This is a genomic window from Citrobacter sp. wls716 (genome assembly GCF_005280975.1).
GTDB lineage: Bacteria > Pseudomonadota > Gammaproteobacteria > Enterobacterales > Enterobacteriaceae > Citrobacter > Citrobacter youngae.
Genome location: NZ_SZWX01000031.1, coordinates 163,545 through 185,800 on the forward strand (window position 1 = coordinate 163,545; position 22,256 = coordinate 185,800).

Consider the following 22,256-nt stretch of genomic DNA (forward strand, 5'->3'; position numbering starts at 1 on the left):
TTATCCAGCCTACACAAAGAGCTCGTTTGTAGGCCGGATAAGGCAAAGCCGCCATCCGGCAACAGATATACCGCAAGTAAAAAGATCAGGAGTGAGCGATGTGTACGACATGTGGTTGCGCTGAAGGCAACCTATATATAGAGGGTGATGAACATAATCCCCACTCGGCGTTTCGCAGCGCGCCATTTGCCCCGGCGGCTCGTCCGGCGCTGAATATTACCGGTGTGAAAACCTCAAATTTCACACCGAGCCAGACTGAAGAAGGTGATTTGCACTACGGTCACGGTGAAGCAGGCACCCACGCGCCAGGCATGAGCCAGCGCCGCATGCTGGAAGTGGAAATTGACGTACTGGATAAAAACAACCGCCTGGCCGAGCGCAACCGTGCCCGCTTTGCGGCCCGTCAGCATCTGGTACTGAACCTTGTTTCAAGCCCGGGTTCCGGTAAAACCACGCTGCTGACCGAAACGCTAATGAAGCTCAAAGACAGCGTGCCATGTGCCGTCATTGAAGGCGACCAGCAAACGGTGAACGATGCTGCCCGTATTCGCGCCACCGGCACGCCCGCCATCCAGGTCAACACCGGTAAAGGTTGCCACCTCGACGCCCAAATGATTGCCGATGCCGCGCCGCGTTTGCCGCTTGACGATAACGGTATTTTGTTCATTGAAAACGTCGGCAACCTGGTGTGCCCGGCCAGTTTCGACCTCGGCGAACGTCATAAAGTCGCCGTGCTTTCCGTCACCGAAGGTGAAGACAAACCGCTGAAATATCCGCATATGTTTGCCGCCGCATCGCTGATGCTGCTCAACAAAGTGGATCTGCTGCCGTACCTCAATTTTGACGTAGATAAGTGCATCGCCAGCGCCCGGGAAGTGAATCCGGAAATTGAGATCATCCTGATTTCCGCCACCAGCGGCGAAGGGATGGATCAATGGCTGTCATGGCTGGAGAATCAGCGATGTGCATAGGTGTTCCGGGTCAAATCCGCACCATTGATGGCAACCAAGCTAAGGTCGACGTTTGCGGTATTCAGCGCGACGTCGACCTGACGCTGGTCGGTAGCTGTGATGAAAAGGGTGAGCCACGCCTGGGCCAGTGGGTACTGGTTCACGTCGGTTTCGCCATGAGCATCATTAATGAAGCAGAAGCGCGCGACACGCTCGACGCGCTACAAAACATGTTTGACGTTGAGCCGGATGTCGGCGCGTTGCTGTATGGCGAGGAAAAATAATGCGTTTTGTTGACGAATACCGCGCACCAGAACAGGTGATGCAGTTGATAGAGCACCTGTGTGAACGTGCTGCACTCCTCCCCTACACTGCTGAACGCCCGCTACGCATCATGGAAGTTTGTGGGGGTCATACCCACGCAATCTTCAAGTTCGGTCTCGACCAGTTACTGCCTGAAAACGTCGAGTTTATTCACGGTCCAGGCTGCCCGGTGTGCGTTCTGCCGATGGGCAGAATTGACAGCTGTGTCGAAATCGCCAGCCACCCGGAAGTGATTTTCTGCACCTTTGGCGACGCGATGCGCGTCCCGGGTAAACAAGGTTCTCTGCTACAAGCCAAAGCGCGCGGCGCGGATGTCCGTATCGTCTATTCCCCAATGGATGCGCTGAAGCTGGCCGAGGAAAACCCAACGCGCAAAGTGGTGTTCTTTGGCCTGGGTTTTGAAACCACCATGCCGACAACCGCCATCACTCTGCAGCAGGCCAAACAGCGCGATGTGCAGAACTTTTACTTTTTCTGCCAGCACATCACCTTGATCCCAACGCTGCGCAGCCTGCTGGAACAACCGGACAACGGCATTGATGCCTTTTTAGCGCCGGGTCACGTCAGCATGGTGATTGGCACTGACGCCTATAATTTTATTGCCTCAGATTTCCATCGTCCGTTAGTGGTCGCTGGCTTCGAACCGCTCGATCTCCTGCAGGGCGTGGTGATGTTGATTGAGCAGAAAATTGCCGCGCACAGCCAGGTAGAAAACCAGTATCGTCGCGTGGTACCGGATGCCGGTAACGCGTTAGCCCAACAGGCTATCGCCGACGTGTTCAGCGTGAATGGCGACAGCGAATGGCGCGGTCTGGGCGTCATTGAATCATCAGGCGTTCACCTGACGCCTGACTATCAGCGCTTTGACGCCGAAGCGCATTTCCAGCCAGCGCCGCAGCAGGTGTATGACGATCCGCGCGCGCGTTGCGGAGAGGTATTGACCGGCAGATGCAAACCGCATCAGTGCCCGCTATTTGGCAAAACCTGTAACCCGGAGACCGCATTTGGCGCCCTGATGGTCTCCTCCGAAGGCGCATGTGCCGCCTGGTATCAGTATCGTCAGCAGGAGTGTGAAGCATGAACAGCGTACAACTCGCCCACGGTAGCGGCGGCCAGGCTATGCAGCAGTTAATCAACAGTCTGTTTATGGAGGCATTTGCGAATCCGTGGCTGGCGGAACAGGAAGATCAGGCACGTCTGGAACTGGCGCAACTGGTCGCTGAAGGCGATCGTCTGGCGTTTTCAACCGACAGCTACGTTATCGACCCACTGTTCTTCCCCGGCGGCAACATTGGCAAGCTGGCAATCTGCGGTACGGCTAACGATGTCGCGGTCAGCGGCGCGATACCGCGCTACCTCTCCTGCGGTTTTATCCTCGAAGAGGGGCTGCCAATGGACACGCTGAAAACCGTCGTGAACAGCATGGCAGCAACCGCCCGTGAAGCGGGTATTGCTATCGTAACCGGCGATACCAAAGTTGTGCAGCGCGGCGCGGCGGACAAACTTTTTATCAACACCGCCGGAATGGGCGCGATCCCCGCCAACATTCACTGGGGCGCACAGACCCTGAGCGTGGGTGATGTGCTGCTGGTCAGCGGTACGCTTGGCGATCACGGCGCAACTATCCTTAACCTACGCGAACAATTGGGTCTGGATGGCGAACTGGTCAGCGACTGTGCGGTATTGACGCCGCTTATCCAGACGCTGCGTGATATTCCTGGCGTGAAGGCGCTGCGTGACGCGACCCGTGGCGGCGTGAATGCAGTAACGCATGAATTTGCCGCATCATGCGGGTTTGGCATTGAGCTGTCTGAAGCGGCCCTGCCCGTGAAACCCGCGGTGCGTGGCGTTTGCGAACTGCTGGGTCTGGATGCGCTCAATTTTGCTAACGAAGGTAAGCTGGTGATTGCCGTTGAACGTCAGGCTGCTGAAGCCGTGCTCGCCGCACTCCACGCCCATCCTTTAGGACGCGATGCCGCGCTGATTGGTGAAGTGGTAGAACGCAAAGGTGTGCGTCTGGCCGGACTGTACGGCGTGAAACGGACCCTCGATTTACCACACGCCGAACCTTTACCTCGTATATGTTAGCAGCCAGTTGGCAGCATACTGTAGGCCGGATAAGACGCATTTGCGTCGACATCCGGCATTAACGCTGCATTATCGCCTGATGGCGCTTTGCTTATCAGGCCTACGGATTGCGTGACCAGCGAGTTCGCGGTCAGATATCCGGCAATGATTTACGACTTATACCTATAATTCATTTACCGTTTTCGCACCGTTCTGCGGTGCTTTTCCTGGAAAAGCAATATGTCGTATACACCGATGAGTGACCTCGGACAGCAAGGCCTGTTCGATATTACTCGTACATTATTACAGCAGCCCGATCTCCCGTCTCTCAGCGAGGCGCTTTCGCAGCTGGTCAAGCGTTCAGCGCTGGCCGACTGCGCGGCTATTGTGTTATGGCAGGCACAAACGCAGCGTGCGCGTTATTTTGCGACGCGTGAAAATGGTAAACCCATCGATTATGAAGATGAAACGGTACTGGCCCATGGCCCGGTACGCCGTATTTTGTCTCGCCCCGATGCGCTGCACTGCAACTATCATGAGTTTACGGAAACCTGGCCACAGTTGGCTTCAGGTGGACTGTATTCTGAATTTGGCCACTACTGCCTGCTGCCGCTGGCGGCGGATGGACGCATCTTTGGCGGCTGTGAATTCATCCGCAACGAAGATCGTCCGTGGAGTGAAAAAGAGTACAACCGGCTGCAGACCTTTACCCAGATAGTCGGCGTCGTTGCGGAACAAATTCAGAGCAGAGTCAGCAACAACGTCGATTACGATTTGCTGTGTCGCGAACGTGACAACTTTCGTATCCTCGTCGCCATCACCAATGCGGTGCTCTCCCGCCTGGACATTGACGAGCTGGTCAGCGAAGTCGCCAAAGAGATCCATCACTACTTCGACATTGATGCCATCAGCATCGTGTTACGCAGCGATCGCAAAAACAAGCTCAGCATTTATTCCACCCACTATCTGGATGAACATCATCCGGCGCACGAACAAAGTGAAGTGGATGAAGCAGGTACGCTTTCTGAACGCGTTTTCAAAAGCAAAGAGATGCTGCTGATTAATCTGAGCGAACGCGATACGCTCGCCCCTTACGAACGGATGCTGTTCGAAACCTGGGGCAACCAGCTACAGACTCTGTGCCTGCTGCCGCTGATGTCCGGCAACACGATGCTTGGCGTGCTCAAACTGGCGCAGTGTGAAGAAAAAGTTTTCACCACCGCCAACCTGAAACTGTTGCGCCAGATTGCCGAACGCGTAGCCATTGCGGTAGATAACGCGCTTGCCTATCAGGAGATACATCGCCTGAAAGAACGTCTGGTCGATGAAAACCTGGCGCTGACCGAGCAACTGAACAATGTGGACAGTGAGTTCGGCGAAATTATCGGTCGCAGCGAAGCCATGTACAGCGTACTCAAACAGGTCGAAATGGTGGCGCAGAGCGACAGCACCGTATTGATTCTGGGTGAGACAGGTACGGGTAAAGAGCTGATCGCCAGAGCGATTCATAATCTGAGTGGGCGTAACGCCCGCCGGATGGTGAAGATGAACTGCGCGGCAATGCCTGCCGGATTACTGGAAAGCGACCTGTTTGGTCACGAACGCGGCGCGTTTACCGGGGCCAGCACACAGCGAATTGGGCGTTTTGAACTGGCGGATAAAAGCTCGCTGTTCCTCGATGAAGTAGGTGACATGCCGCTGGAGCTACAGCCTAAGCTGCTGCGCGTACTGCAAGAGCAGGAATTTGAACGCCTGGGCAGCAACAAGCTGATCCAAACCGACGTTCGGTTGATCGCCGCCACTAACCGCGATCTGAAAAAGATGGTTGCCGATCGGGAATTCCGTAACGATCTGTATTACCGGCTGAACGTTTTCCCAATCCATTTACCTCCGCTGCGCGAGCGCCCGGAAGATATCCCACTGCTGGTGAAAGCCTTTACCTTTAAAATTGCTCGCCGGATGGGACGCAATATCGACAGTATTCCTGCCGAAGCGCTTCGTACCTTGAGCAGCATGGAGTGGCCGGGTAACGTGCGCGAACTGGAAAACGTGGTGGAGCGCGCGGTTCTGCTTACCCGAGGCAACGTGCTACAGCTGTCCCTGCCGGATATTGCCGCGTTGACGCCGTCCGCACCGCCGGTAGCCACCGAAGTTGCGCAGGATGGCGAGGACGAATACCAGTTGATCATGCGCGTCCTGAAAGAGACCAACGGCGTGGTTGCCGGTCCTAAAGGTGCTGCGCAGCGATTGGGGCTAAAACGAACCACGTTGTTGTCGCGTATGAAGCGATTAGGTATTGATAAGGATGCGCTGGTTTAGCCATTGTGGCTATACTGGGTGATAACTCAACGAAAGGAGGCAGTATGGCGGTATCAGCACGTAATCAATTAACCGGTTCAGTCAGTGCAGTTGCCACTGGTGCAGTGAATGATGAAGTTGAACTGACGCTGGCTGGCGGCGCAAAACTGGTCGCGATTGTGACCCATAGCAGCCAGCAGGCACTGGGTCTGGCGAAAGGAAAAGAAGCCATTGCGCTGATTAAAGCGCCGTGGGTGACGCTGGCGACTGAAGACTGTGGCCTGAAATTCTCTGCCCGTAACCAATTTGCCGGTAGCGTTTCACAGGTAACCGAAGGCGCCGTTAACGCCACCGTACACATCAAAACTGATGCCGGTTTTGACATTGTCGCGGTCGTGACGAACGAAAGTCAGCAAGAGATGAAACTGAGCCAGGGAAGCCGGGTCATCGCGCTGATCAAAGCCTCGGCCATTCTTATTGCCACCAAAGCGTAACCGCCATCCGGTACCCGATAGTTAAATTGCCCGATGGCGCTACGCTTATCGGGCCTACGCGACAGGTGAGCCTGCGCTTGCTAGCCGGATAAGGCATCGCCGCCATCCGGCACAAAATAACCAGATTACTTCTTGCGCTGATATTTCTCAGGTAATTCCTGGACGGGACGCTTGTCATCAATCAGATGGCGAACGGTCAGAATCGGGTGACGCCAGAGCATTCTCGGCCCGGCCCAACGCATAATTTGCTTCATCTCTTCGCGTTTAGCAGGTTGATAGCAGTGTACCGGACACTGTTTGCAGGCCGGTTTTTCCTCGCCAAACACGCACTTGTCCAGGCGCTTTTGCGCATAAGCAAACAACGCATCGTAATGCCCCTGTTCATCTGAAGCTTCCGGACACTGGCTTTCGTACAGCGATATCATCTTTTGGATCGTCATTTTTTCACGAGCAATACGTTTGCCGGACATGATGCCTCCATAATTAAGTTGCATAAATAATACACCTTAAAAATACGCAGCACTATTACCTGAAGGTGATACATCCTTACCCTACGCAAATAAGAATTATTTTCATTTATTTATGCCATGTGCTATATAACATAGCAAAGGCTATATTCGATGATTAATTAACCACTTTGTTGTGAGGGATACTATGCCGCATCTGCCTCGTCTGAAGTCAGTTCTCCTTGCCAGCCTGTTGACGGCACTTACGCTGTCGCCTGCCTGGGCGAAAGAAAAGTTCAAGGTCATCACGACGTTTACGATCATTGCTGATATGGCAAGCAATGTGGCAGGCGATGCGGCAGACGTCAGTTCAATCACCAAACCCGGGGCAGAGATTCACGAATACCAGCCCACGCCAGGCGACATTAAGCGGGCGCAGGGCGCGCAGTTAATTCTCTCTAATGGTCTCAATCTGGAACTCTGGTTTACCCGCTTCTACCAACATCTGTCCGGCGTACCGGAAGTGATGGTCTCAAACGGCGTAAAACCGATGGGCATCAGCGAAGGGCCATACAATGGAAAACCCAATCCGCATGCCTGGATGTCAGCAGACAACGCACTGATTTACGTGGATAACATTCGCGATGCGTTAATGAAATATGACCCGGAAAACGCAGCGACCTACCAGAAGAATGCCGATCGCTATAAAGCAGAAATTCAGCAAACGCTCGCGCCGCTCCAGGCCGAACTTGCCAAAATTCCTGCCGATAAACGCTGGCTGGTCACTAGCGAAGGGGCGTTCTCCTATCTGGCGCGCGATAACGACCTGAAAGAACTGTACTTATGGCCGATCAACGCCGATCAACAAGGTACGCCGAAGCAGGTACGCAAGGTGATCGATACCTTACGTGCGCATCAGATCCCCACGGTATTTAGCGAAAGTACCGTGTCCGACAAACCCGCGCGTCAGGTAGCCCGGGAGTCTGGCGCACATTACGGCGGCGTGCTGTACGTCGATTCACTCAGCGCTGCCGACGGCCCGGTCCCGACCTATCTGGATCTACTGCGCGTCACCACACAAACCATTGTTAACGGCATCAATAACGGCCTTGGGAGTCAACCATGAGTCAATCTGCGATTACCGTGAATCAGGTTACGGTGACGTATCGCAACGGCCACACTGCACTGCGGGATGCCACGTTTCAGGTTCCGGGCGGCTCGATTGCCGCACTGGTTGGTGTCAACGGTTCCGGGAAATCAACACTGTTTAAGGCGTTGATGGGGTTTGTCCGGCTGGCACAGGGGGAAATCTCTATCCTGCAACAGCCGGTCAACAAGGCGCTAAAACAGAATCTGATTGCTTATGTGCCCCAGTCTGAAGAGGTGGACTGGTCATTTCCGGTACTGGTGGAAGATGTGGTCATGATGGGACGTTTTGGCCATATGGGCTGGCTGCGTCGGCCAAAGGCGCACGATCACGCCTGCGTGGATGCTGCACTGGCGCGGGTTGATATGCTGGAATATCGCCATCGCCAGATTGGTGAACTGTCCGGTGGGCAGAAAAAGCGTGTTTTTCTGGCAAGGGCAATCGCACAGGACGGACAGGTTATTTTACTGGATGAACCCTTCACCGGCGTGGATGTAAAAACCGAAGCCCGGATCATCGACCTGCTGCGCGAATTGCGTGATGAGGGCCGAACCATGCTGGTCTCCACCCATAACCTGGGCTCGGTCACCGAGTTTTGTGATTACACGGTAATGATTAAAGGCACCGTGCTGGCAAGCGGCCCAACTGACACCACCTTTACCACCGAGAACCTTGAACAGGCATTTAGCGGCGTTCTGCGTCACGTCGCATTGAGTGGGGGTGAGCAGCATGTGATTACCGATGATGAGCGCCCGTTTATTTCGCGCCGCGCGGCACGCGAGGGGGAATAGTCATGAACTGGCTGACAGAACCCTTTGGTTACCAGTACATGCTCAACGCCATGTGGGTTTCGGCGATGGTCGGCGGCCTGTGCGCGTTCCTCTCATGCTACCTGATGCTCAAAGGCTGGTCGCTTATTGGCGATGCGCTATCGCATTCCATCGTTCCCGGTGTTGCCGGGGCATATATGTTAGGGCTTCCCTTCGCGCTGGGGGCATTTCTTTCCGGGGGACTGGCTGCGGGCAGTATGCTGTTTCTTAATCAGCGTTCGCGCCTGAAGGAAGATGCGATTATCGGACTGATTTTTTCGTCTTTTTTCGGTATCGGGCTGTTTATGGTGTCGCTCAATCCGATGTCGGTGAACATCCAGACCATTATTCTCGGTAACGTGCTGGCGATTGCGCCGGAAGATATTTTGCAACTGGCGATCATCGGCGTCATCTCACTGACTATCCTGCTGCTGAAGTGGAAAGACCTGATGGTGGTCTTTTTCGATGAAAACCATGCACGCTCTATTGGTCTGAATCCGGGGCGTTTAAAACTGCTGTTTTTTACCCTGCTCTCCGTTTCCACCGTTGCTGCACTGCAAACCGTCGGCGCTTTTCTGGTGATTTGCCTGGTGGTCACACCCGGCGCCACAGCCTGGCTGTTGACCGATCGTTTTCCTCGTCTGCTGACGATCGCTGTGGCTATCGGTAGCCTGACCAGCTTTTCTGGCGCCTGGCTGAGCTACTGGCTGGACGGCGCAACCGGCGGAATTATCGTCGTACTGCAAACGCTGCTGTTCCTGCTGGCGTTTGTCTTCGCCCCCAAACACGGTCTGCTGGCGAATCGCCGCCGCGCCCGGCAGGTGAACAAGGAGTCCTCATGTTCTTAACCACATTACTGGAACCCTTTCAGTTCAGCTTTATGGTCAACGCGCTGACCATCTCCGTTATCGTCGCCGTCCCCTGCGCGCTGCTGTCGGTATTTTTGGTGTTGAAAGGTTGGGCGCTGATGGGGGATGCCATGAGCCATGCGGTCTTTCCGGGGATTGTACTGGCCTGGATTGCGGGTATTCCGCTGGCGATTGGCGCTTTTGTCGCCGGATTGTTCTGCGCGGTCGCCACCGGGTATCTTGACGATAATAGCCGTATCAAGCGCGATACCCTGATGGGGATCGTCTTTTCCGGTATGTTTGGCGCCGGACTGGTGCTGTATGTGTCAATCCAGTCTGAAATTCATCTGGACCATATTTTGTTCGGTGACATGCTGGGCGTTTCGCTGGGCGACATTGCGCAGACTGCGGTTATCGCTTTGGGGATAGCGCTTATCATCGGGCTTAAATGGAAAGATCTGCTACTGCATGCGTTCGATCCGCACCAGGCAAAGGTCAGCGGTCTTAACACCACACTGCTGCATTATGGTCTGCTGTGTATGATAGCCCTGACTATCGTCGCGACGCTAAAGTCGGTAGGTATTATTTTGTCGATCTCCTTGCTGATTGCCCCCGGTGCGATTGCGATTTTAATGACGCGCAGGTTCGCCCAGGCATTATTACTGGCTACCGCCATATCGGTTGCAACGTCATTTCTGGGTGTATACCTGTCATTTTTCATCGACAGTGCCCCCGCGCCGACCATAGTCGTTTTATTTTCCCTGCTGTTTGTCATCACCTTTATTTATTCAACGCTGCGCGATCGGCGTTTAGAGAATCAACTTCAGCTGCATGATGTATAAATAATGCTTCATGATATGTCAGCTAATGATGCTTATGCCTCTAAAACCTCGTTTCCGCATCCTGACGGGTATTATCGATATTCAATAAGATAAAAAAGAGCAACCACGAAATGAATGAGTAATTTGATACAAACTTCACCAGCCACACTTCAATGGTACATTGGGGTGTGGTGTAAATAGACCCGTTTTAGTTCCAGGCATTTTTTGAGATCCCGGCCAGATAATAGTGCTGTCGGTATTCCTCCGGTGTCATATTGTTCAGTGATTCATGCGGGCGTTCACAGTTATATTCAGATAACCATTTCTCCGTGATTTCCCGCACTTCATTCAGCATTCTGAACAGATAAAAATCGGGTATTTCTGTACGGTATGTTCGGTTAAAGCGCTCAATAAAAGCGTTCTGTGTCGGCTTACCCGGCTGGATAAACTCCAGTTTTACTGCATGTTTCTCTGTCCATTCAGCCAGTGCCAGTGAGATAAATTCCGGACCATTATCCATGCGTAACGTGACCGGATAGCCGCGATTTGCCGCGATCCTGTCGAGCACACGGACCACGCGCAGAGCTGGCTGATTCAGTTCGATTTCAATCGACAACGCCTCACGGTTAAAGTCATCAACGACATTGAACGTGCGAAAACGACGGCCACAGACCTGGGTATCAGGCATAAAGTCGATAGACCAGTTCTGGTTCAGACTCCGGCAGGCCTGACGGAGAAGCTTTAATTCGTGGAGTTTAAAACGTGCAGCAAACGAGAGAAGTTGTGGAAAGTTACCAATTTTAAACTGAACAAGTTTACCAGTCGGGGACTCGCGTAACGGTAGGAAAAAGACTTCATCCCGGTGGCACCACATGAGAGACGTAAACCACGATTTTCGCCCACGTCAGCTTCATCTTTGCCACCAGGCTTCATCATTTTTACCGCTTTAAACGAAAGTGGCTTTTCCTCTTGTTTTACTACCATAAAGACTCCGTTATCATGCACCTTATGCAGTCATGAATTCCTACTGTTAACTGTAGGATTTCATGATATTCGATGAGACAACGTGAAACCTAATGATAACCATAAAATTCACTAACTCATTAAAAATTAAGAAATATGGACATCACACTCCAATGAGTACAATAGAAAATCTAGACTCTCACACCCCCATGATGCAGCAGTATCTCAAGCTGAAGGCTCAGCACCCGGAGATCCTGCTGTTTTACCGCATGGGCGACTTTTACGAACTGTTTTATGACGACGCGAAACGTGCGTCGCAGCTGCTCGATATCTCGCTGACCAAACGTGGCGCATCGGCAGGCGAGCCCATCCCGATGGCGGGCATTCCCCACCATGCGGTGGAAAACTACCTCGCTAAGCTGGTCAATCAGGGGGAATCTGTCGCTATTTGCGAGCAGATTGGCGATCCAGCAACCAGCAAAGGGCCGGTTGAACGCAAAGTGGTACGCATCGTCACACCGGGCACCATCAGCGATGAAGCACTTTTACAGGAACGTCAGGACAACCTGCTGGCCGCCGTCTGGCAGGACAGTAAAGGCTTTGGCTACGCCACACTGGACATCAGCTCCGGGCGTTTTCGCGTCAGTGAACCCGCAGACCGTGAGACGATGGCTGCGGAACTACAGCGCACCAATCCTGCCGAATTGCTGTATGCCGAGGATTTCGCAGAAACGTCGCTGATCGAAGGCCGTCGCGGCCTGCGTCGTCGTCCGCTGTGGGAGTTTGAAATTGATACCGCCCGCCAGCAGTTAAACCTGCAGTTTGGCACACGGGATCTGATCGGCTTTGGTGTGGAAAACGCGCCGCGTGGATTATGCGCTGCCGGCTGCCTGCTGCAATATGTAAAAGATACCCAGCGCACCTCACTGCCACATATTCGCTCCATCACCATGGAACGCCAGCAGGACAGCATCATTATGGATGCCGCCACGCGCCGCAATCTGGAAATTACCCAGAACCTGGCCGGTGGCGTAGAAAACACGCTGGCATCGGTGCTCGATTGCACCGTGACGCCAATGGGTAGCCGTATGCTCAAACGCTGGCTGCATATGCCAGTCCGCGATACGCAGATACTGATCGAGCGCCAGCAGACCATCGGCGCGCTGCAGGATTCCACCAGCGAATTGCAACCCGTACTACGTCAGGTGGGCGATCTGGAACGTATTCTGGCACGTCTGGCACTGCGTACCGCGCGCCCACGCGATCTGGCGCGGATGCGTCACGCCTTCCAGCAATTACCGGAACTGCGCGCTCAACTGGAAAACGTAAACAGCGCTCCCGTACAGATGCTGCGCGAGAAAATGGGCGAGTTCACGGAACTGCGTGAACTGCTGGAGCGTGCCGTGGTTGATGCCCCGCCAGTGCTGGTACGCGACGGTGGCGTTATCGCACCGGGCTATAACGAAGAGCTGGACGAATGGCGAGCGCTGGCTGATGGCGCAACCGATTATCTGGACAGACTGGAGATCCGCGAGCGCGAGCGCACCGGCCTGGACACATTGAAAGTTGGATTTAACGCCGTCCACGGTTACTACATTCAGATCAGTCGTGGACAAAGTCATCTGGCACCGATTAACTACGTACGCCGTCAGACGCTGAAAAATGCCGAGCGCTACATTATTCCTGAGCTGAAAGAGTACGAAGACAAAGTTCTGACCTCAAAAGGCAAAGCGCTGGCACTGGAAAAACAGCTGTATGACGAGCTGTTCGACATGCTGTTGCCGCATCTGGCTGATTTACAGCAGAGCGCCAGCGCACTGGCAGAGCTTGACGTGCTGGTCAACCTGGCCGAACGCGCTTATACCCTGAACTACACCTGCCCGACATTCAGCGATAAGCCCGGTATCCGTATTGCAGAGGGTCGTCATCCGGTGGTGGAACAGGTGCTGAGTGAACCGTTTATCGCCAACCCACTTAACCTTTCCCCGCAGCGGCGGATGCTGATTATCACCGGGCCAAATATGGGCGGTAAAAGCACCTATATGCGCCAGACCGCGCTGATTGCGTTGCTGGCCTACATCGGTAGCTATGTGCCGGCACAAAAGGTAGAAATAGGTCCAATCGACCGTATCTTTACCCGTGTGGGCGCAGCGGATGACCTCGCATCCGGTCGTTCAACCTTCATGGTAGAAATGACCGAAACGGCCAATATTCTGCATAACGCCACTGAGAACAGCCTGGTGCTGATGGATGAGATTGGGCGCGGGACCTCAACCTATGACGGTTTATCTCTGGCCTGGGCTTGTGCTGAAAATCTGGCGAATAAAATCAAAGCACTCACGCTGTTTGCTACCCACTACTTCGAACTGACTCAGTTACCGGAAAAAATGGAAGGCGTAGCGAACGTACATCTGGATGCGTTAGAGCATGGCGATACCATCGCCTTTATGCACAGCGTACAGGATGGCGCGGCGAGTAAGAGCTATGGTCTGGCGGTCGCGGCACTGGCTGGCGTTCCGAAAGAGGTTATCAAACGCGCACGGCAAAAACTGCGCGAGCTGGAAAGCATCACGCCAAACGCCGCGGCAACGCAGGTTGATGGGACGCAGATGTCACTGCTCAGTGCACCGGAAGAGACATCACCTGCCGTTGAAGCACTGGAGAATATTGACCCGGATTCGCTGACGCCGCGCCAGGCGCTGGAGTGGATCTATCGGTTGAAGAGTCTGGTGTAATACTCGTGGTGCCGGATGACGGCTCCGTCTCATCCGGCCTACGGCCTGATTTGTAGGCCCGATAAGCACAGCGCCATCGGGCAAATTTACCGGGCGGGGCTTCGCCTCGCCTGCATTTTTGATTAGCGCTTATCTTCCGCCAACAGCGGGGGGATACTTGGCACCATCGGTGCTTCATCAATATCCTTCTGCGTCATGCGAAACGCCTGCGGGTAGTGCTCACGGCTGGTGCGACGTAGCGGTTCAGTATTACGCCAGGTGTACAGACAATGCTGGCACTGATATACCGTCCAGACGCCTTTTACCGGCGAATTCGCCATCACTTCAATATGTTCATCGGCACAACGTGGACAAATCATCTGCAACTCCTTATTTACGGTTAGCCAGCATGGCGGTCAGCTTTTCAGCCCAGGCTTTCGTTTCCGGTAAATCACATACCGGCTGGCTGTAGTGCCCACGGTTATCCGGCGCGACCGGTGTGGTGGCATCAATAATTAACTTGTCGGTAATCCCCGCCGGACTGGAACCCGGATCAAGCTCCAGCACCGACATATTCGGCAATTGCACCAGATCCCCCGCCGGGTTAACCTTCGACGACAGCGCCCACATCACCTGCGGTAAGTTGAACGGATCAACATCCTCATCAACCATAATCACCATTTTCACGTAACCCAGACCGTGCGGCGTGGTCATCGCCCGCAACCCTACCGCACGGGCAAAGCCGCCGTAACGTTTTTTGGTGGAGATAATCGCCAGCAAACCGTGGGTGTACATGGCGTTCACCGCCTGCACTTCCGGGAATTCTGCCTTCAACTGTTGATACAGCGGTACGCAGGTTGCTGGCCCCATCAGATAGTCGATTTCCGTCCACGGCATCCCGAGATACAGCGATTCAAAAATAGGTTTACTGCGATAAGAGACTTTATCAATGCGCACCACAGTCATGTTGCGCCCGCCAGAGTAGTGCCCGGTAAATTCACCAAATGGCCCTTCTATTTCACGCTTGCGGCTTTCAATGACCCCTTCGAGGATCACTTCTGAACCCCACGGTACGTCAAAACCGGTGAGCGGTGCGGTGGCGATCGGGTACGGGCTTTCTCGTAGCGCCCCCGCCATTTCGTATTCAGATTGATCGTACTTCAGCGGCGTTGCCCCCATCAGAGTGATGATCGGATCGTTGCCAAGGGTGATCGCAATCGGTAGATCCTCGCCGCGCTCTTCAGCCTTATGCAGGTGCAGCGCAATATCGTGCATCGGCACCGGTTGCAGGCCCAGCTTACGCTTGCCTTTTACTTCCATACGGTAAATACCGACGTTCTGCTTGCCGAAATTGTCGACATCCAGCGGATCGCGCGAAACCACGCAGGCTTTATCAAGGTAGAAACCACCGTCGCCATCGTTCAGACGAAACAGCGGCAGAATATCAAACAGGTTGATATCGTCACCGTCGACGCTGTTTTCCGCCCACGCCGGGTTGGCACGACGCTCCGGCGTAACCGGAAATTTATCCCAGCGGCGAATGAATTCATCGATCTGTTTTTTCACCGGCGTATTCGGTGGTAAACCCAGCGAGATTGCATGGTTCTGCCAGGAGCCGATAGTGTTCATTGCCACACGGGCATCGGTAAATCCACGAATGTTGTCAAACCACAGCGCAGGCGCCCCGTCGCCAATACGTCCGGTGGCATTGGCAGCCGCTGCTAAATCCGGTTCGGCGTTCACTTCTTCACTGATTTTCAGCAATTGTCCCTGGTCGTCCAGCGCCTGCAAAAAGCTACGCAAATCATCAAATGCCATTACTCATTCTCCTGTAAAAAATTCTGCGCCTGCCGTAACCCCTGCCAGCGACGGGCGTTTGGGTGTTCCAGACCAAACTGATCGAGAACGCGAGCGACAATGTGCTGCGTAATGTCATCGACCGTTTGCGGATGGTTATAAAACGCGGGCATCGGCGGAACCATTGCGGCGCCCATACGGGAAAGTGCGAGCATATTTTCCAGATGAATGGTGCTCAGCGGCATTTCACGCGGAACCAGCACCAGCTTGCGCCCTTCTTTCAGCACCACATCAGCGGCGCGCCCCACCAGGCCTTCCGCGTAGCCTGCGCGAATACCGGCCAGCGTTTTCATGCTGCAGGGGATAATGATCATGCCGTCGGTCCGAAACGAGCCAGAGGAAATACTCGCTGCCTGGTCCGCCGGATGGTGGCAATAGTCCGCCAGCGCAGACACATCGTTAACGCTGTACGGCGTTTCGAGCTCAATCGTCGTTTTAGCCCACTTCGATAACACCAGGTGCGTTTCCACTTCCGGCATTTGCCGCAGCGCTTGTAGTAGCGCCACACCAAGCGGCGCTCCCGTTGCCCCGGTCATTCCTACGATGAGTCTCATTCAACCTCTCAACATTGTTCGTGTACGAACATTTTGCATAACATACTCCCACAACCGACTCCGGGCAAGGACACCTGGCACAGATAGCTAAAGTCGCGCTTATTAAAAAATCACGCGTTACCCGCTATGATAGAGACCGATCGTTTGCCCGGAGTTCCCATGGAGTTACGAAATACCGCGTTTCACTTACTACGTCAGCTTTTTCAAAAGCATACGGCTCGCTGGCAGCATGCATTACCGGAACTGACCAAACCTCAGTACGCAGTGATGCGGGCCATCGCTGAACAGCCCGGCATTGAGCAGGTTACCCTGACCGAGGCTGCAGTCTGTACCAAGGCGACGCTTGCGGAAATGCTGAGCCGGATGGAAAAACGCAATCTGGTCAGGCGTGAGCACGACCCGGCGGATAAGCGTCGACGGTTTGTTTATTTGACCGCGCAAGGAGAAGCGTTACTGGCCAGCGCAACCCCGTTGGGAGATAGCGTGGATGATGAGTTTCTGGGCCGACTTAGCGGGGAAGAGCGCGAACAGTTTACGCAGTTGGTGCGTAAGATGATGAACTGATTTGCCGGATGGCGACGTAAACGTCTTATCCGGCCCACAAAGCCCTGCTCTCCGTAGAGCCTGATAAACGCAGTGCCATCAGGCAACAAACAAAGAAAAAGGCCAGCCTCACCGAGACTGGCCTTTCTTGATAGAACTTGTGCTTACTCGCGGAACAGCGCTTCGATATTCAGCCCCTGTGTCTGCAGGATTTCACGCAGACGACGCAGGCCTTCAACCTGAATCTGACGAACACGTTCACGGGTCAGGCCAATTTCACGGCCCACATCTTCCAGTGTCGCAGCTTCGTACCCCAGCAGACCAAAACGACGTGCCAGCACCTCACGCTGTTTGGCGTTCAGTTCGAACAGCCATTTGACGATGCTCTGTTTCATATCATCGTCTTGCGTGGTGTCTTCCGGACCGTTTTCCTTTTCGTCGGCCAGAATATCCAGCAACGCTTTTTCGGAATCGCCACCCAGCGGGGTGTCTACCGAAGTAATGCGCTCGTTGAGTCGGAGCATACGGCTGACGTCATCAACCGGTTTATCCAGTTGTTCCGCAATCTCTTCTGCGCTCGGTTCGTGGTCCAGTTTATGCGACAACTCACGCGCGGTACGCAGATAGACATTCAGCTCTTTTACAATGTGAATCGGCAGTCGGATCGTACGGGTTTGATTCATAATCGCCCGTTCGATCGTCTGGCGGATCCACCAGGTTGCGTATGTTGAGAAGCGGAACCCGCGCTCAGGGTCAAACTTCTCGACGGCACGGATAAGCCCCAGATTGCCCTCTTCAATCAGGTCCAGCAATGCCAGACCACGATTGCCATAACGACGAGCAATTTTCACCACCAGACGCAGGTTACTTTCAATCATGCGGCGGCGAGAAGCGACATCTCCACGCAGTGCGCGACGCGCAAAATAAACTTCTTCTTCGGCTGTTAACAGTGGCGAATAACCAATCTCACCAAGGTAAAGCTGAGTCGCGTCCAACACACGCTGTGTGGCCCCCTGCGATAACAGCTCTTCTTCAGCCAGGTCGTTATCACTGGGTTCCTCTTCACTCAAGGCTTTCTCATCAAAAGCCTCTACTCCGTTCTCATCAAATTCCGCATCTTCATTTAAATCATGAACTTTCAGCGTATTCTGACTCATAAGGTGGCTCCTACCCGTGATCCCTAACGGAACTAGCACGTGAAAGCCTGGTTCCGCCGAATTATCGCTGCGGTAAATAGCGCAGCGGGTTTACGGATTTCCCCTTGTAACGAATTTCAAAATGCAAGCGTGTAGAACTGGTTCCGGTGCTACCCATGGTAGCTATCTTCTGCCCCGCCTTGATTTCTTGTTGTTCCCGGACCAGCATTGTATCGTTATGGGCGTAGGCACTCAGGTAATCATCGTTGTGTTTGATGATAATAAGATTACCGTAACCACGCAGCGCATTACCGGCATACACGACGCGTCCATCTGCGGTCGCGACAATAGCCTGTCCTTTGCTGCCTGCAATGTCGATCCCTTTATTGCCACCTTCGGTAGCTGCGAAGTTTTCGATCACTTTGCCGTCAGTCGGCCAGCGCCAGGTAGAAATCGGCGAACTGGTAGAAGTTGAGCTTGCAGTCGATTCGGTTGCACTAACTGCCGGAGCCGTTACAGGCGCTGTGACGACGGTCCCAGCAGGCTTGTTGTTCGGCAACATTTTGTTAGCACTTTGTTCACCTGAATCCTCAGAATACGTAATTGTTGGTTTCGAAGCAACAGCAACGGTGGAATTTTGTGCAGGGTTGGTCACAACTCCTTGCTGTGCTGCATCCGCCTGGGTGATGGCATTACCACCGGTAATCGGTGCACCCGACGCGTTGCCCACTTGCAGAGTTTGTCCGACATTCAGGCCATACGGGGCCGGAACGTTATTGCGTTGTGCGAGGTCACGGAAATCGTTCCCGGTAATCCAGGCAATATAGAAAAGCGTATCGCCTTTCTTAACAGTATAGGTACTGCCACCCGTATAGCTACCTTTCGGAATATTCCCATACTGACGATTGTACACAATCCGCCCGTTTTCCATCTGGACAGGCTGTTCTGCAACCGGCTGAACCTGTGTTGGCTGAGTCGCCGGGCGTTGCACCGGTTGGATCTGTGGCGTTTGTTGTACTGTCGCCGTTGATCCCATTTTTGGTGGAGGCGTGATCAGCATGCCGGAGCTGGTGTTAGATGATGCATTGCCGCCAACAGAGCTGACCGGCGCTGGTGGATTCGAGGTGTTTGAACAACCTGCCAGCCATAACGAAACCAGTGACAATGCCGCCATGCGGCGAACGGTAAATTTGTGGCTTCCCGCGCTCATTTATCCCCCAGGAAAATTTGGTTAATACCCAGTGACGTAATCACCGTGCAAGGCATCGGACTGGACACTGGAAAACGTGACCACGATACGCTTACTAATTCCAGAATATCCAGGAAAACTCCAGGTATTCAGCAGCGTTAGCTACGCCAGCTCCCCTTTGACTAAGGGAACAAAGCGTACGGCCTCCACGGTGTCGATAATAAATTCGCCTCCCCGACGACGCACCCGTTTCAAAAACTGGTGCTCATCGCCCACGGGCAAGACGAGAATGCCGCCTTCATCCAACTGCATCATCAATGCCGTTGGGATCTCCGGCGGTGCTGCCGTCACAATGATAGCGTCAAACGGAGCTCGCGCCTGCCAGCCTTGCCATCCATCACCATGACGGGTCGAAACATTATGTAAATCAAGCTGTTTCAGGCGACGACGCGCCTGCCATTGCAAACCTTTAATGCGCTCAACAGAGCACACGTGATGCACCAGATGAGCCAGGATCGCCGTCTGGTAGCCAGAGCCGGTACCAATTTCCAGCACCCGAGACTGCGGTGTTAGCTCCAGCAGCTCGGTCATGCGAGCCACCATATAGGGCTGTGAGATGGTCTGCCCCTGGCCAATCGGCAGGGCGATATTATCCCAGGCCTTATGTTCAAACGCCTCATCAACGAACTTTTCACGCGGCACGGCGGCGAGCGCATCCAGGACATGCTCATCTCTGATGCCCTGCGCACGTAATTGTTCAAGAAGAGTGTGTACGCGTCTGCTTACCATTGCGTGTCGGCTCCCACGCTGTCTAACCAGTCAGAAACCACCTCATGCGCGCCATATGCGGTTAAATCGACATGCAGCGGCGTGATGGAAACATAACCTTCATCAACGGCAGCAAAATCCGTATCCGGACCGGCATCGCATTTTTCGCCCGGTGGTCCGATCCAGTACAGCGTATTGCCGCGGGGGTCCTGCTGTGGAATCACCTGATCCGCCGGATGGCGGCTGCCGCAGCGGGTAACGCGAATACCTTTGATCTGATCCAGCGGTAAATCCGGCACGTTGATATTCAGAATGCGACCGGTGCGCAGCGGTTCGCGGCTTAACGCGCGTAAAATTCGGCAGGTTACTGCGGCAGCAGTATCGTAGTGTTTATGCCCATCGAGTGAGACCGCCAGCGCAGGGAATCCCAGATGACGACCTTCCATCGCCGCCGCCACGGTACCGGAATAGATAACATCATCACCCAGATTAGGACCCGCGTTAATACCAGAAACGACAATGTCCGGACGCGGACGCATTAATGCGTTCACGCCCAGATAGACGCAGTCGGTGGGTGTCCCCATTTGTACAGCGATATCGCCATTATCATAGGTAAACGTGCGAAGTGAAGACTCCAGCGTCAGCGAGTTAGACGCGCCACTGCGGTTACGATCCGGGGCAACCACCTGTACGTCAGCAAACTCACGCAGCGCTTTCGCCAGCGTTTGTATACCGGGCGCGTGGACCCCATCATCGTTACTCAGCAATATACGCATAATCACCCATTGTGTTAATAAGTTCCCTTACAACACTGGTGGCGAAGCTACCTGCCGGTAGCCAGAAGCGCAACTCAACGGTTACGTCATCCCACCAGTTCCAGCTTAATTGTTGTGGATACAGCAACATAGCGCGACGCGACGCGTCGACTTTCTCGCGCAATAACAGAGACTGCAGCGCGGTTTCGTCAGCAATAGCGGCTTCTTCAAACGCCAGCGCATCGCGTTGAGTTCCCCACTCACCGCTGCCCGGCAATGCCGCTGTTATCATCAATTCTTTCTCATCGACGCGACGCTGTAATTCAGTTTGTTCTTCCTGTGTGGCGACAAACCAGCTTCCGCGTCCCGACAATTGTAGCGCATCGCCGTCAACAACTTGATTAAAGTCTGTTTTTTTCAGGCGTTCACTGACTATCTGATTAAACAACGCGCTACGGGCCGCCGACAACCAAAAACTGCGTTTATTGCGATCGCGCACCGGCGCATCGCTTTGCGCCCAGCGCAGCGCCCCTTGCAGGTTGCTGCCGCCGATACCAAAACGCTGAGCGCCGAAATAGTTCGGTACGCCGCGCTCGCTAATCGCCTGTAAACGCGCTTCAACATCATCACGCTCGCTCACTTCACGCAACACCAGCGTAAACGCGTTGCCTTTCAGCGCCCCTAAACGCAGCTTACGCTTGTGGCGCGCGTACTCCAGCACTTTACAGCCTTCAAGCTCAAATTTGCTTAAATCAGGCATCGCATTGCCCGGCACACGCGCACACAGCCACTGTTCCGTGACCGCATGCTTGTCTTTCTGGCCAGCAAAGCTCACTTCGCGGGCATGAATTTTCAGGAATTTCGCCAGCGCGTCAGCCACAAAACGGGTGTTACAACCGTTTTTCAGGATACGCACCAAAATGTGCTCGCCTTCGCCATCGGGTTCGAAGCCTAAATCTTCGACGACGACAAAGTCTTCCGGATTCGCTTTCAGAACGCCATGGCCTTGTGGTTTGCCATGGAGATACGTCAGATCTTCAAACGCAGTCATTTCGTTGCCTTAATGAGTAACGCCACCGCTTCACAGGCAATCCCTTCCCCACGCCCGGTAAAACCGAGTTTTTCCGTGGTGGTCGCTTTCACGTTAACATCATCCATATGGCAGCCGAGGTCTTCGGCAATAAACACACGCATTTGTGGAATGTGCGGCAGCATCTTCGGCGCCTGGGCAATAATCGTCACATCCACATTACCAAGCGTATAGCCTTTGGCCTGAATACGCCGCCAGGCTTCACGCAATAATTCACGACTATCTGCACCTTTAAAGGCCGGGTCGGTATCAGGGAAGAGTTTACCGATATCCCCCAGCGCAGCCGCGCCCAGCAGAGCATCGGTTAGCGCGTGTAACGCTACATCACCATCAGAATGCGCCAGCAAACCTTTTTCATACGGAATGCGCACACCACCAATGATAATTGGGCCAACGCCGCCAAAAGCGTGTACGTCGAAACCGTGTCCAATTCGCATTATGTCTTCTCCTGGTATACACAACATCCTGCAAGCTGCCTCGTTG

The 22,256-nt window shown here is 53.9% G+C and carries 23 protein-coding genes and 1 pseudogene; 12 read left to right on the forward strand and 12 right to left on the reverse strand.

Annotated features, from left to right (window positions below; genetic code table 11):
* Positions 1-98: 98 nt before the first annotated feature.
* The 6 genes from hypB to FDX24_RS10925 all read left to right on the forward strand — a co-directional run bounded on the left by hypB (position 99) and on the right by FDX24_RS10925 (position 6,133).
* Positions 99-971: a hydrogenase nickel incorporation protein HypB gene (hypB, locus tag FDX24_RS10900; protein WP_115601574.1), complete on the forward strand. Its 873-nt coding sequence runs from the start codon at positions 99-101 to the stop codon at positions 969-971.
* Complete coding sequence (hypC, locus tag FDX24_RS10905; protein WP_061068460.1) at positions 962-1,234, forward strand: hydrogenase 3 maturation protein HypC; 273 nt, start codon at positions 962-964, stop codon at positions 1,232-1,234. The genes hypB and hypC overlap by 10 nt, the downstream gene beginning before the upstream one ends.
* The gene (gene hypD / locus FDX24_RS10910; protein ID WP_048213035.1) at positions 1,234-2,355 is read left to right on the forward strand and encodes a hydrogenase formation protein HypD; all 1,122 of its coding nucleotides are present in this window, start codon (positions 1,234-1,236) and stop codon (positions 2,353-2,355) included. Before hypC ends, hypD begins: the two co-directional genes overlap by 1 nt.
* The gene (gene hypE, locus FDX24_RS10915; RefSeq protein ID WP_061068461.1) at positions 2,352-3,362 is read left to right on the forward strand and encodes a hydrogenase maturation carbamoyl dehydratase HypE; all 1,011 of its coding nucleotides are present in this window, start codon (positions 2,352-2,354) and stop codon (positions 3,360-3,362) included. The genes hypD and hypE overlap by 4 nt, the downstream gene beginning before the upstream one ends.
* A 219-nt stretch (positions 3,363-3,581) precedes the next feature.
* Entirely contained in the window at positions 3,582-5,660 is a 2,079-nt protein-coding gene (gene flhA, locus FDX24_RS10920) for a formate hydrogenlyase transcriptional activator FlhA (protein WP_061068462.1), read from the forward strand.
* A 44-nt stretch (positions 5,661-5,704) separates the two neighbouring features.
* Positions 5,705-6,133, forward strand: a complete 429-nt coding sequence (locus tag FDX24_RS10925) for a molybdopterin-binding protein (protein ID WP_137346143.1) — start codon at positions 5,705-5,707, stop codon at positions 6,131-6,133.
* Between the two features lie 125 nt (positions 6,134-6,258).
* Here FDX24_RS10925 and FDX24_RS10930 read toward each other — a convergent pair whose 3' ends face one another.
* A complete protein-coding gene (locus FDX24_RS10930; RefSeq protein WP_137364297.1) occupies positions 6,259-6,603 on the reverse strand; it encodes a nitrous oxide-stimulated promoter family protein in 345 nt (114 codons plus the stop codon).
* A 184-nt stretch (positions 6,604-6,787) separates the two neighbouring features.
* Here FDX24_RS10930 and FDX24_RS10935 point away from each other — a divergent pair, with 184 nt between their 5' ends.
* From FDX24_RS10935 to sitD, 4 genes are read left to right on the forward strand one after another with little or no spacing between them, the layout of a single operon-like run.
* Positions 6,788-7,705 carry a metal ABC transporter substrate-binding protein gene (locus tag FDX24_RS10935; RefSeq protein WP_048213038.1) on the forward strand — a complete coding sequence of 306 codons (918 nt, stop codon included), beginning with the start codon at positions 6,788-6,790 and terminating at the stop codon, positions 7,703-7,705.
* Complete coding sequence (gene sitB / locus FDX24_RS10940; RefSeq protein WP_048213039.1) at positions 7,702-8,517, forward strand: iron/manganese ABC transporter ATP-binding protein SitB; 816 nt, start codon at positions 7,702-7,704, stop codon at positions 8,515-8,517. The genes FDX24_RS10935 and sitB overlap by 4 nt, the downstream gene beginning before the upstream one ends.
* Before the next feature lie 2 nt (positions 8,518-8,519).
* Complete coding sequence (gene sitC / locus FDX24_RS10945; RefSeq protein ID WP_115642970.1) at positions 8,520-9,383, forward strand: iron/manganese ABC transporter permease subunit SitC; 864 nt, start codon at positions 8,520-8,522, stop codon at positions 9,381-9,383.
* On the forward strand, positions 9,374-10,225 hold the full coding sequence (sitD, locus tag FDX24_RS10950; RefSeq protein ID WP_137364298.1) for an iron/manganese ABC transporter permease subunit SitD: 852 nt from the start codon (positions 9,374-9,376) through the stop codon (positions 10,223-10,225). Before sitC ends, sitD begins: the two co-directional genes overlap by 10 nt.
* A 187-nt stretch (positions 10,226-10,412) precedes the next feature.
* On the opposite strand, the pseudogene FDX24_RS10955 reads toward sitD, so the two are convergent.
* Positions 10,413-10,922, reverse strand: a pseudogene (locus tag FDX24_RS10955) (transposase); the annotation flags it as partial.
* 23 nt (positions 10,923-10,945) lie between these two features.
* Positions 10,946-11,188, reverse strand: a complete 243-nt coding sequence (locus tag FDX24_RS23705) for a DUF4102 domain-containing protein (protein ID WP_371414771.1) — start codon at positions 11,186-11,188, stop codon at positions 10,946-10,948.
* Positions 11,189-11,340: 152 nt separating this feature from the next.
* Here FDX24_RS23705 and mutS point away from each other — a divergent pair, with 152 nt between their 5' ends.
* The gene (mutS, locus tag FDX24_RS10965) at positions 11,341-13,902 is read left to right on the forward strand and encodes a DNA mismatch repair protein MutS (protein ID WP_061068470.1); all 2,562 of its coding nucleotides are present in this window, start codon (positions 11,341-11,343) and stop codon (positions 13,900-13,902) included.
* Positions 13,903-14,024: 122 nt separating this feature from the next.
* Here the strand turns inward: mutS and FDX24_RS10970 are convergent, their stop codons facing one another.
* Genes FDX24_RS10970 through FDX24_RS10980 form a run of 3 tightly spaced genes read right to left on the reverse strand, consistent with a single transcriptional unit; the run spans position 14,025 to position 16,292 of the window.
* Positions 14,025-14,261, reverse strand: a complete 237-nt coding sequence (locus tag FDX24_RS10970; protein ID WP_061068471.1) for a non-oxidative hydroxyarylic acid decarboxylases subunit D — start codon at positions 14,259-14,261, stop codon at positions 14,025-14,027.
* Between the two features lie 10 nt (positions 14,262-14,271).
* Positions 14,272-15,699 (reverse strand): non-oxidative hydroxyarylic acid decarboxylases subunit C, encoded by a 1,428-nt coding sequence (locus FDX24_RS10975; protein ID WP_061068472.1) that lies wholly within the window; start codon positions 15,697-15,699, stop codon positions 14,272-14,274.
* Positions 15,699-16,292, reverse strand: a complete 594-nt coding sequence (locus FDX24_RS10980) for a non-oxidative hydroxyarylic acid decarboxylases subunit B (RefSeq protein WP_061068473.1) — start codon at positions 16,290-16,292, stop codon at positions 15,699-15,701. The genes FDX24_RS10975 and FDX24_RS10980 overlap by 1 nt, the downstream gene beginning before the upstream one ends.
* Before the next feature lie 159 nt (positions 16,293-16,451).
* Between FDX24_RS10980 and FDX24_RS10985 the strand changes: the two genes are divergently transcribed.
* Positions 16,452-16,856 (forward strand): MarR family winged helix-turn-helix transcriptional regulator, encoded by a 405-nt coding sequence (locus FDX24_RS10985; RefSeq protein WP_048213054.1) that lies wholly within the window; start codon positions 16,452-16,454, stop codon positions 16,854-16,856.
* A 143-nt stretch (positions 16,857-16,999) separates the two neighbouring features.
* On the opposite strand, the gene rpoS is transcribed toward FDX24_RS10985, so the two are convergent.
* The 6 genes from rpoS to ispF form a co-directional block, all read right to left on the reverse strand.
* Entirely contained in the window at positions 17,000-17,992 is a 993-nt protein-coding gene (rpoS, locus tag FDX24_RS10990; RefSeq protein WP_000081498.1) for an RNA polymerase sigma factor RpoS, read from the reverse strand.
* Positions 17,993-18,053: 61 nt separating this feature from the next.
* Entirely contained in the window at positions 18,054-19,136 is a 1,083-nt protein-coding gene (nlpD, locus tag FDX24_RS10995; protein ID WP_306308092.1) for a murein hydrolase activator NlpD, read from the reverse strand.
* A 186-nt stretch (positions 19,137-19,322) separates the two neighbouring features.
* Positions 19,323-19,949 (reverse strand): protein-L-isoaspartate(D-aspartate) O-methyltransferase, encoded by a 627-nt coding sequence (locus FDX24_RS11000; RefSeq protein ID WP_061068474.1) that lies wholly within the window; start codon positions 19,947-19,949, stop codon positions 19,323-19,325.
* Entirely contained in the window at positions 19,943-20,704 is a 762-nt protein-coding gene (surE, locus tag FDX24_RS11005) for a 5'/3'-nucleotidase SurE (RefSeq protein ID WP_003825728.1), read from the reverse strand. The genes FDX24_RS11000 and surE overlap by 7 nt, the downstream gene beginning before the upstream one ends.
* Positions 20,685-21,734, reverse strand: coding sequence for a tRNA pseudouridine(13) synthase TruD (gene truD / locus FDX24_RS11010; protein ID WP_101741642.1), 1,050 nt, complete (start codon positions 21,732-21,734; stop codon positions 20,685-20,687). Before truD ends, surE begins: the two co-directional genes overlap by 20 nt.
* Entirely contained in the window at positions 21,731-22,210 is a 480-nt protein-coding gene (gene ispF, locus FDX24_RS11015; protein WP_003034167.1) for a 2-C-methyl-D-erythritol 2,4-cyclodiphosphate synthase, read from the reverse strand. The genes truD and ispF overlap by 4 nt, the downstream gene beginning before the upstream one ends.
* Positions 22,211-22,256: the final 46 nt, after the last annotated feature.

Coding starts and splice junctions, on each gene's coding strand:
- FDX24_RS10925 (WP_137346143.1), top strand. CDS start 5,705: ATGGCGGTATCAGCACGTAATCAATTAACCGGTTCAGTCAGTGCAGTT.
- hypD (WP_048213035.1), top strand. CDS start 1,234: ATGCGTTTTGTTGACGAATACCGCGCACCAGAACAGGTGATGCAGTTG.
- sitB (WP_048213039.1), top strand. CDS start 7,702: ATGAGTCAATCTGCGATTACCGTGAATCAGGTTACGGTGACGTATCGC.
- flhA (WP_061068462.1), top strand. CDS start 3,582: ATGTCGTATACACCGATGAGTGACCTCGGACAGCAAGGCCTGTTCGAT.
- FDX24_RS10970 (WP_061068471.1), bottom strand. CDS start 14,261: ATGATTTGTCCACGTTGTGCCGATGAACATATTGAAGTGATGGCGAAT.
- FDX24_RS23705 (WP_371414771.1), bottom strand. CDS start 11,188: ATGGTAGTAAAACAAGAGGAAAAGCCACTTTCGTTTAAAGCGGTAAAA.
- sitD (WP_137364298.1), top strand. CDS start 9,374: ATGTTCTTAACCACATTACTGGAACCCTTTCAGTTCAGCTTTATGGTC.
- ispF (WP_003034167.1), bottom strand. CDS start 22,210: ATGCGAATTGGACACGGTTTCGACGTACACGCTTTTGGCGGCGTTGGC.
- FDX24_RS10935 (WP_048213038.1), top strand. CDS start 6,788: ATGCCGCATCTGCCTCGTCTGAAGTCAGTTCTCCTTGCCAGCCTGTTG.
- truD (WP_101741642.1), bottom strand. CDS start 21,734: ATGACTGCGTTTGAAGATCTGACGTATCTCCATGGCAAACCACAAGGC.
- hypB (WP_115601574.1), top strand. CDS start 99: ATGTGTACGACATGTGGTTGCGCTGAAGGCAACCTATATATAGAGGGT.
- mutS (WP_061068470.1), top strand. CDS start 11,341: ATGAGTACAATAGAAAATCTAGACTCTCACACCCCCATGATGCAGCAG.
- FDX24_RS10985 (WP_048213054.1), top strand. CDS start 16,452: ATGGAGTTACGAAATACCGCGTTTCACTTACTACGTCAGCTTTTTCAA.
- surE (WP_003825728.1), bottom strand. CDS start 20,704: ATGCGTATATTGCTGAGTAACGATGATGGGGTCCACGCGCCCGGTATA.
- FDX24_RS10975 (WP_061068472.1), bottom strand. CDS start 15,699: ATGGCATTTGATGATTTGCGTAGCTTTTTGCAGGCGCTGGACGACCAG.
- hypC (WP_061068460.1), top strand. CDS start 962: ATGTGCATAGGTGTTCCGGGTCAAATCCGCACCATTGATGGCAACCAA.
- sitC (WP_115642970.1), top strand. CDS start 8,520: ATGAACTGGCTGACAGAACCCTTTGGTTACCAGTACATGCTCAACGCC.
- FDX24_RS11000 (WP_061068474.1), bottom strand. CDS start 19,949: ATGGTAAGCAGACGCGTACACACTCTTCTTGAACAATTACGTGCGCAG.
- hypE (WP_061068461.1), top strand. CDS start 2,352: ATGAACAGCGTACAACTCGCCCACGGTAGCGGCGGCCAGGCTATGCAG.
- FDX24_RS10980 (WP_061068473.1), bottom strand. CDS start 16,292: ATGAGACTCATCGTAGGAATGACCGGGGCAACGGGAGCGCCGCTTGGT.
- rpoS (WP_000081498.1), bottom strand. CDS start 17,992: ATGAGTCAGAATACGCTGAAAGTTCATGATTTAAATGAAGATGCGGAA.
- FDX24_RS10930 (WP_137364297.1), bottom strand. CDS start 6,603: ATGTCCGGCAAACGTATTGCTCGTGAAAAAATGACGATCCAAAAGATG.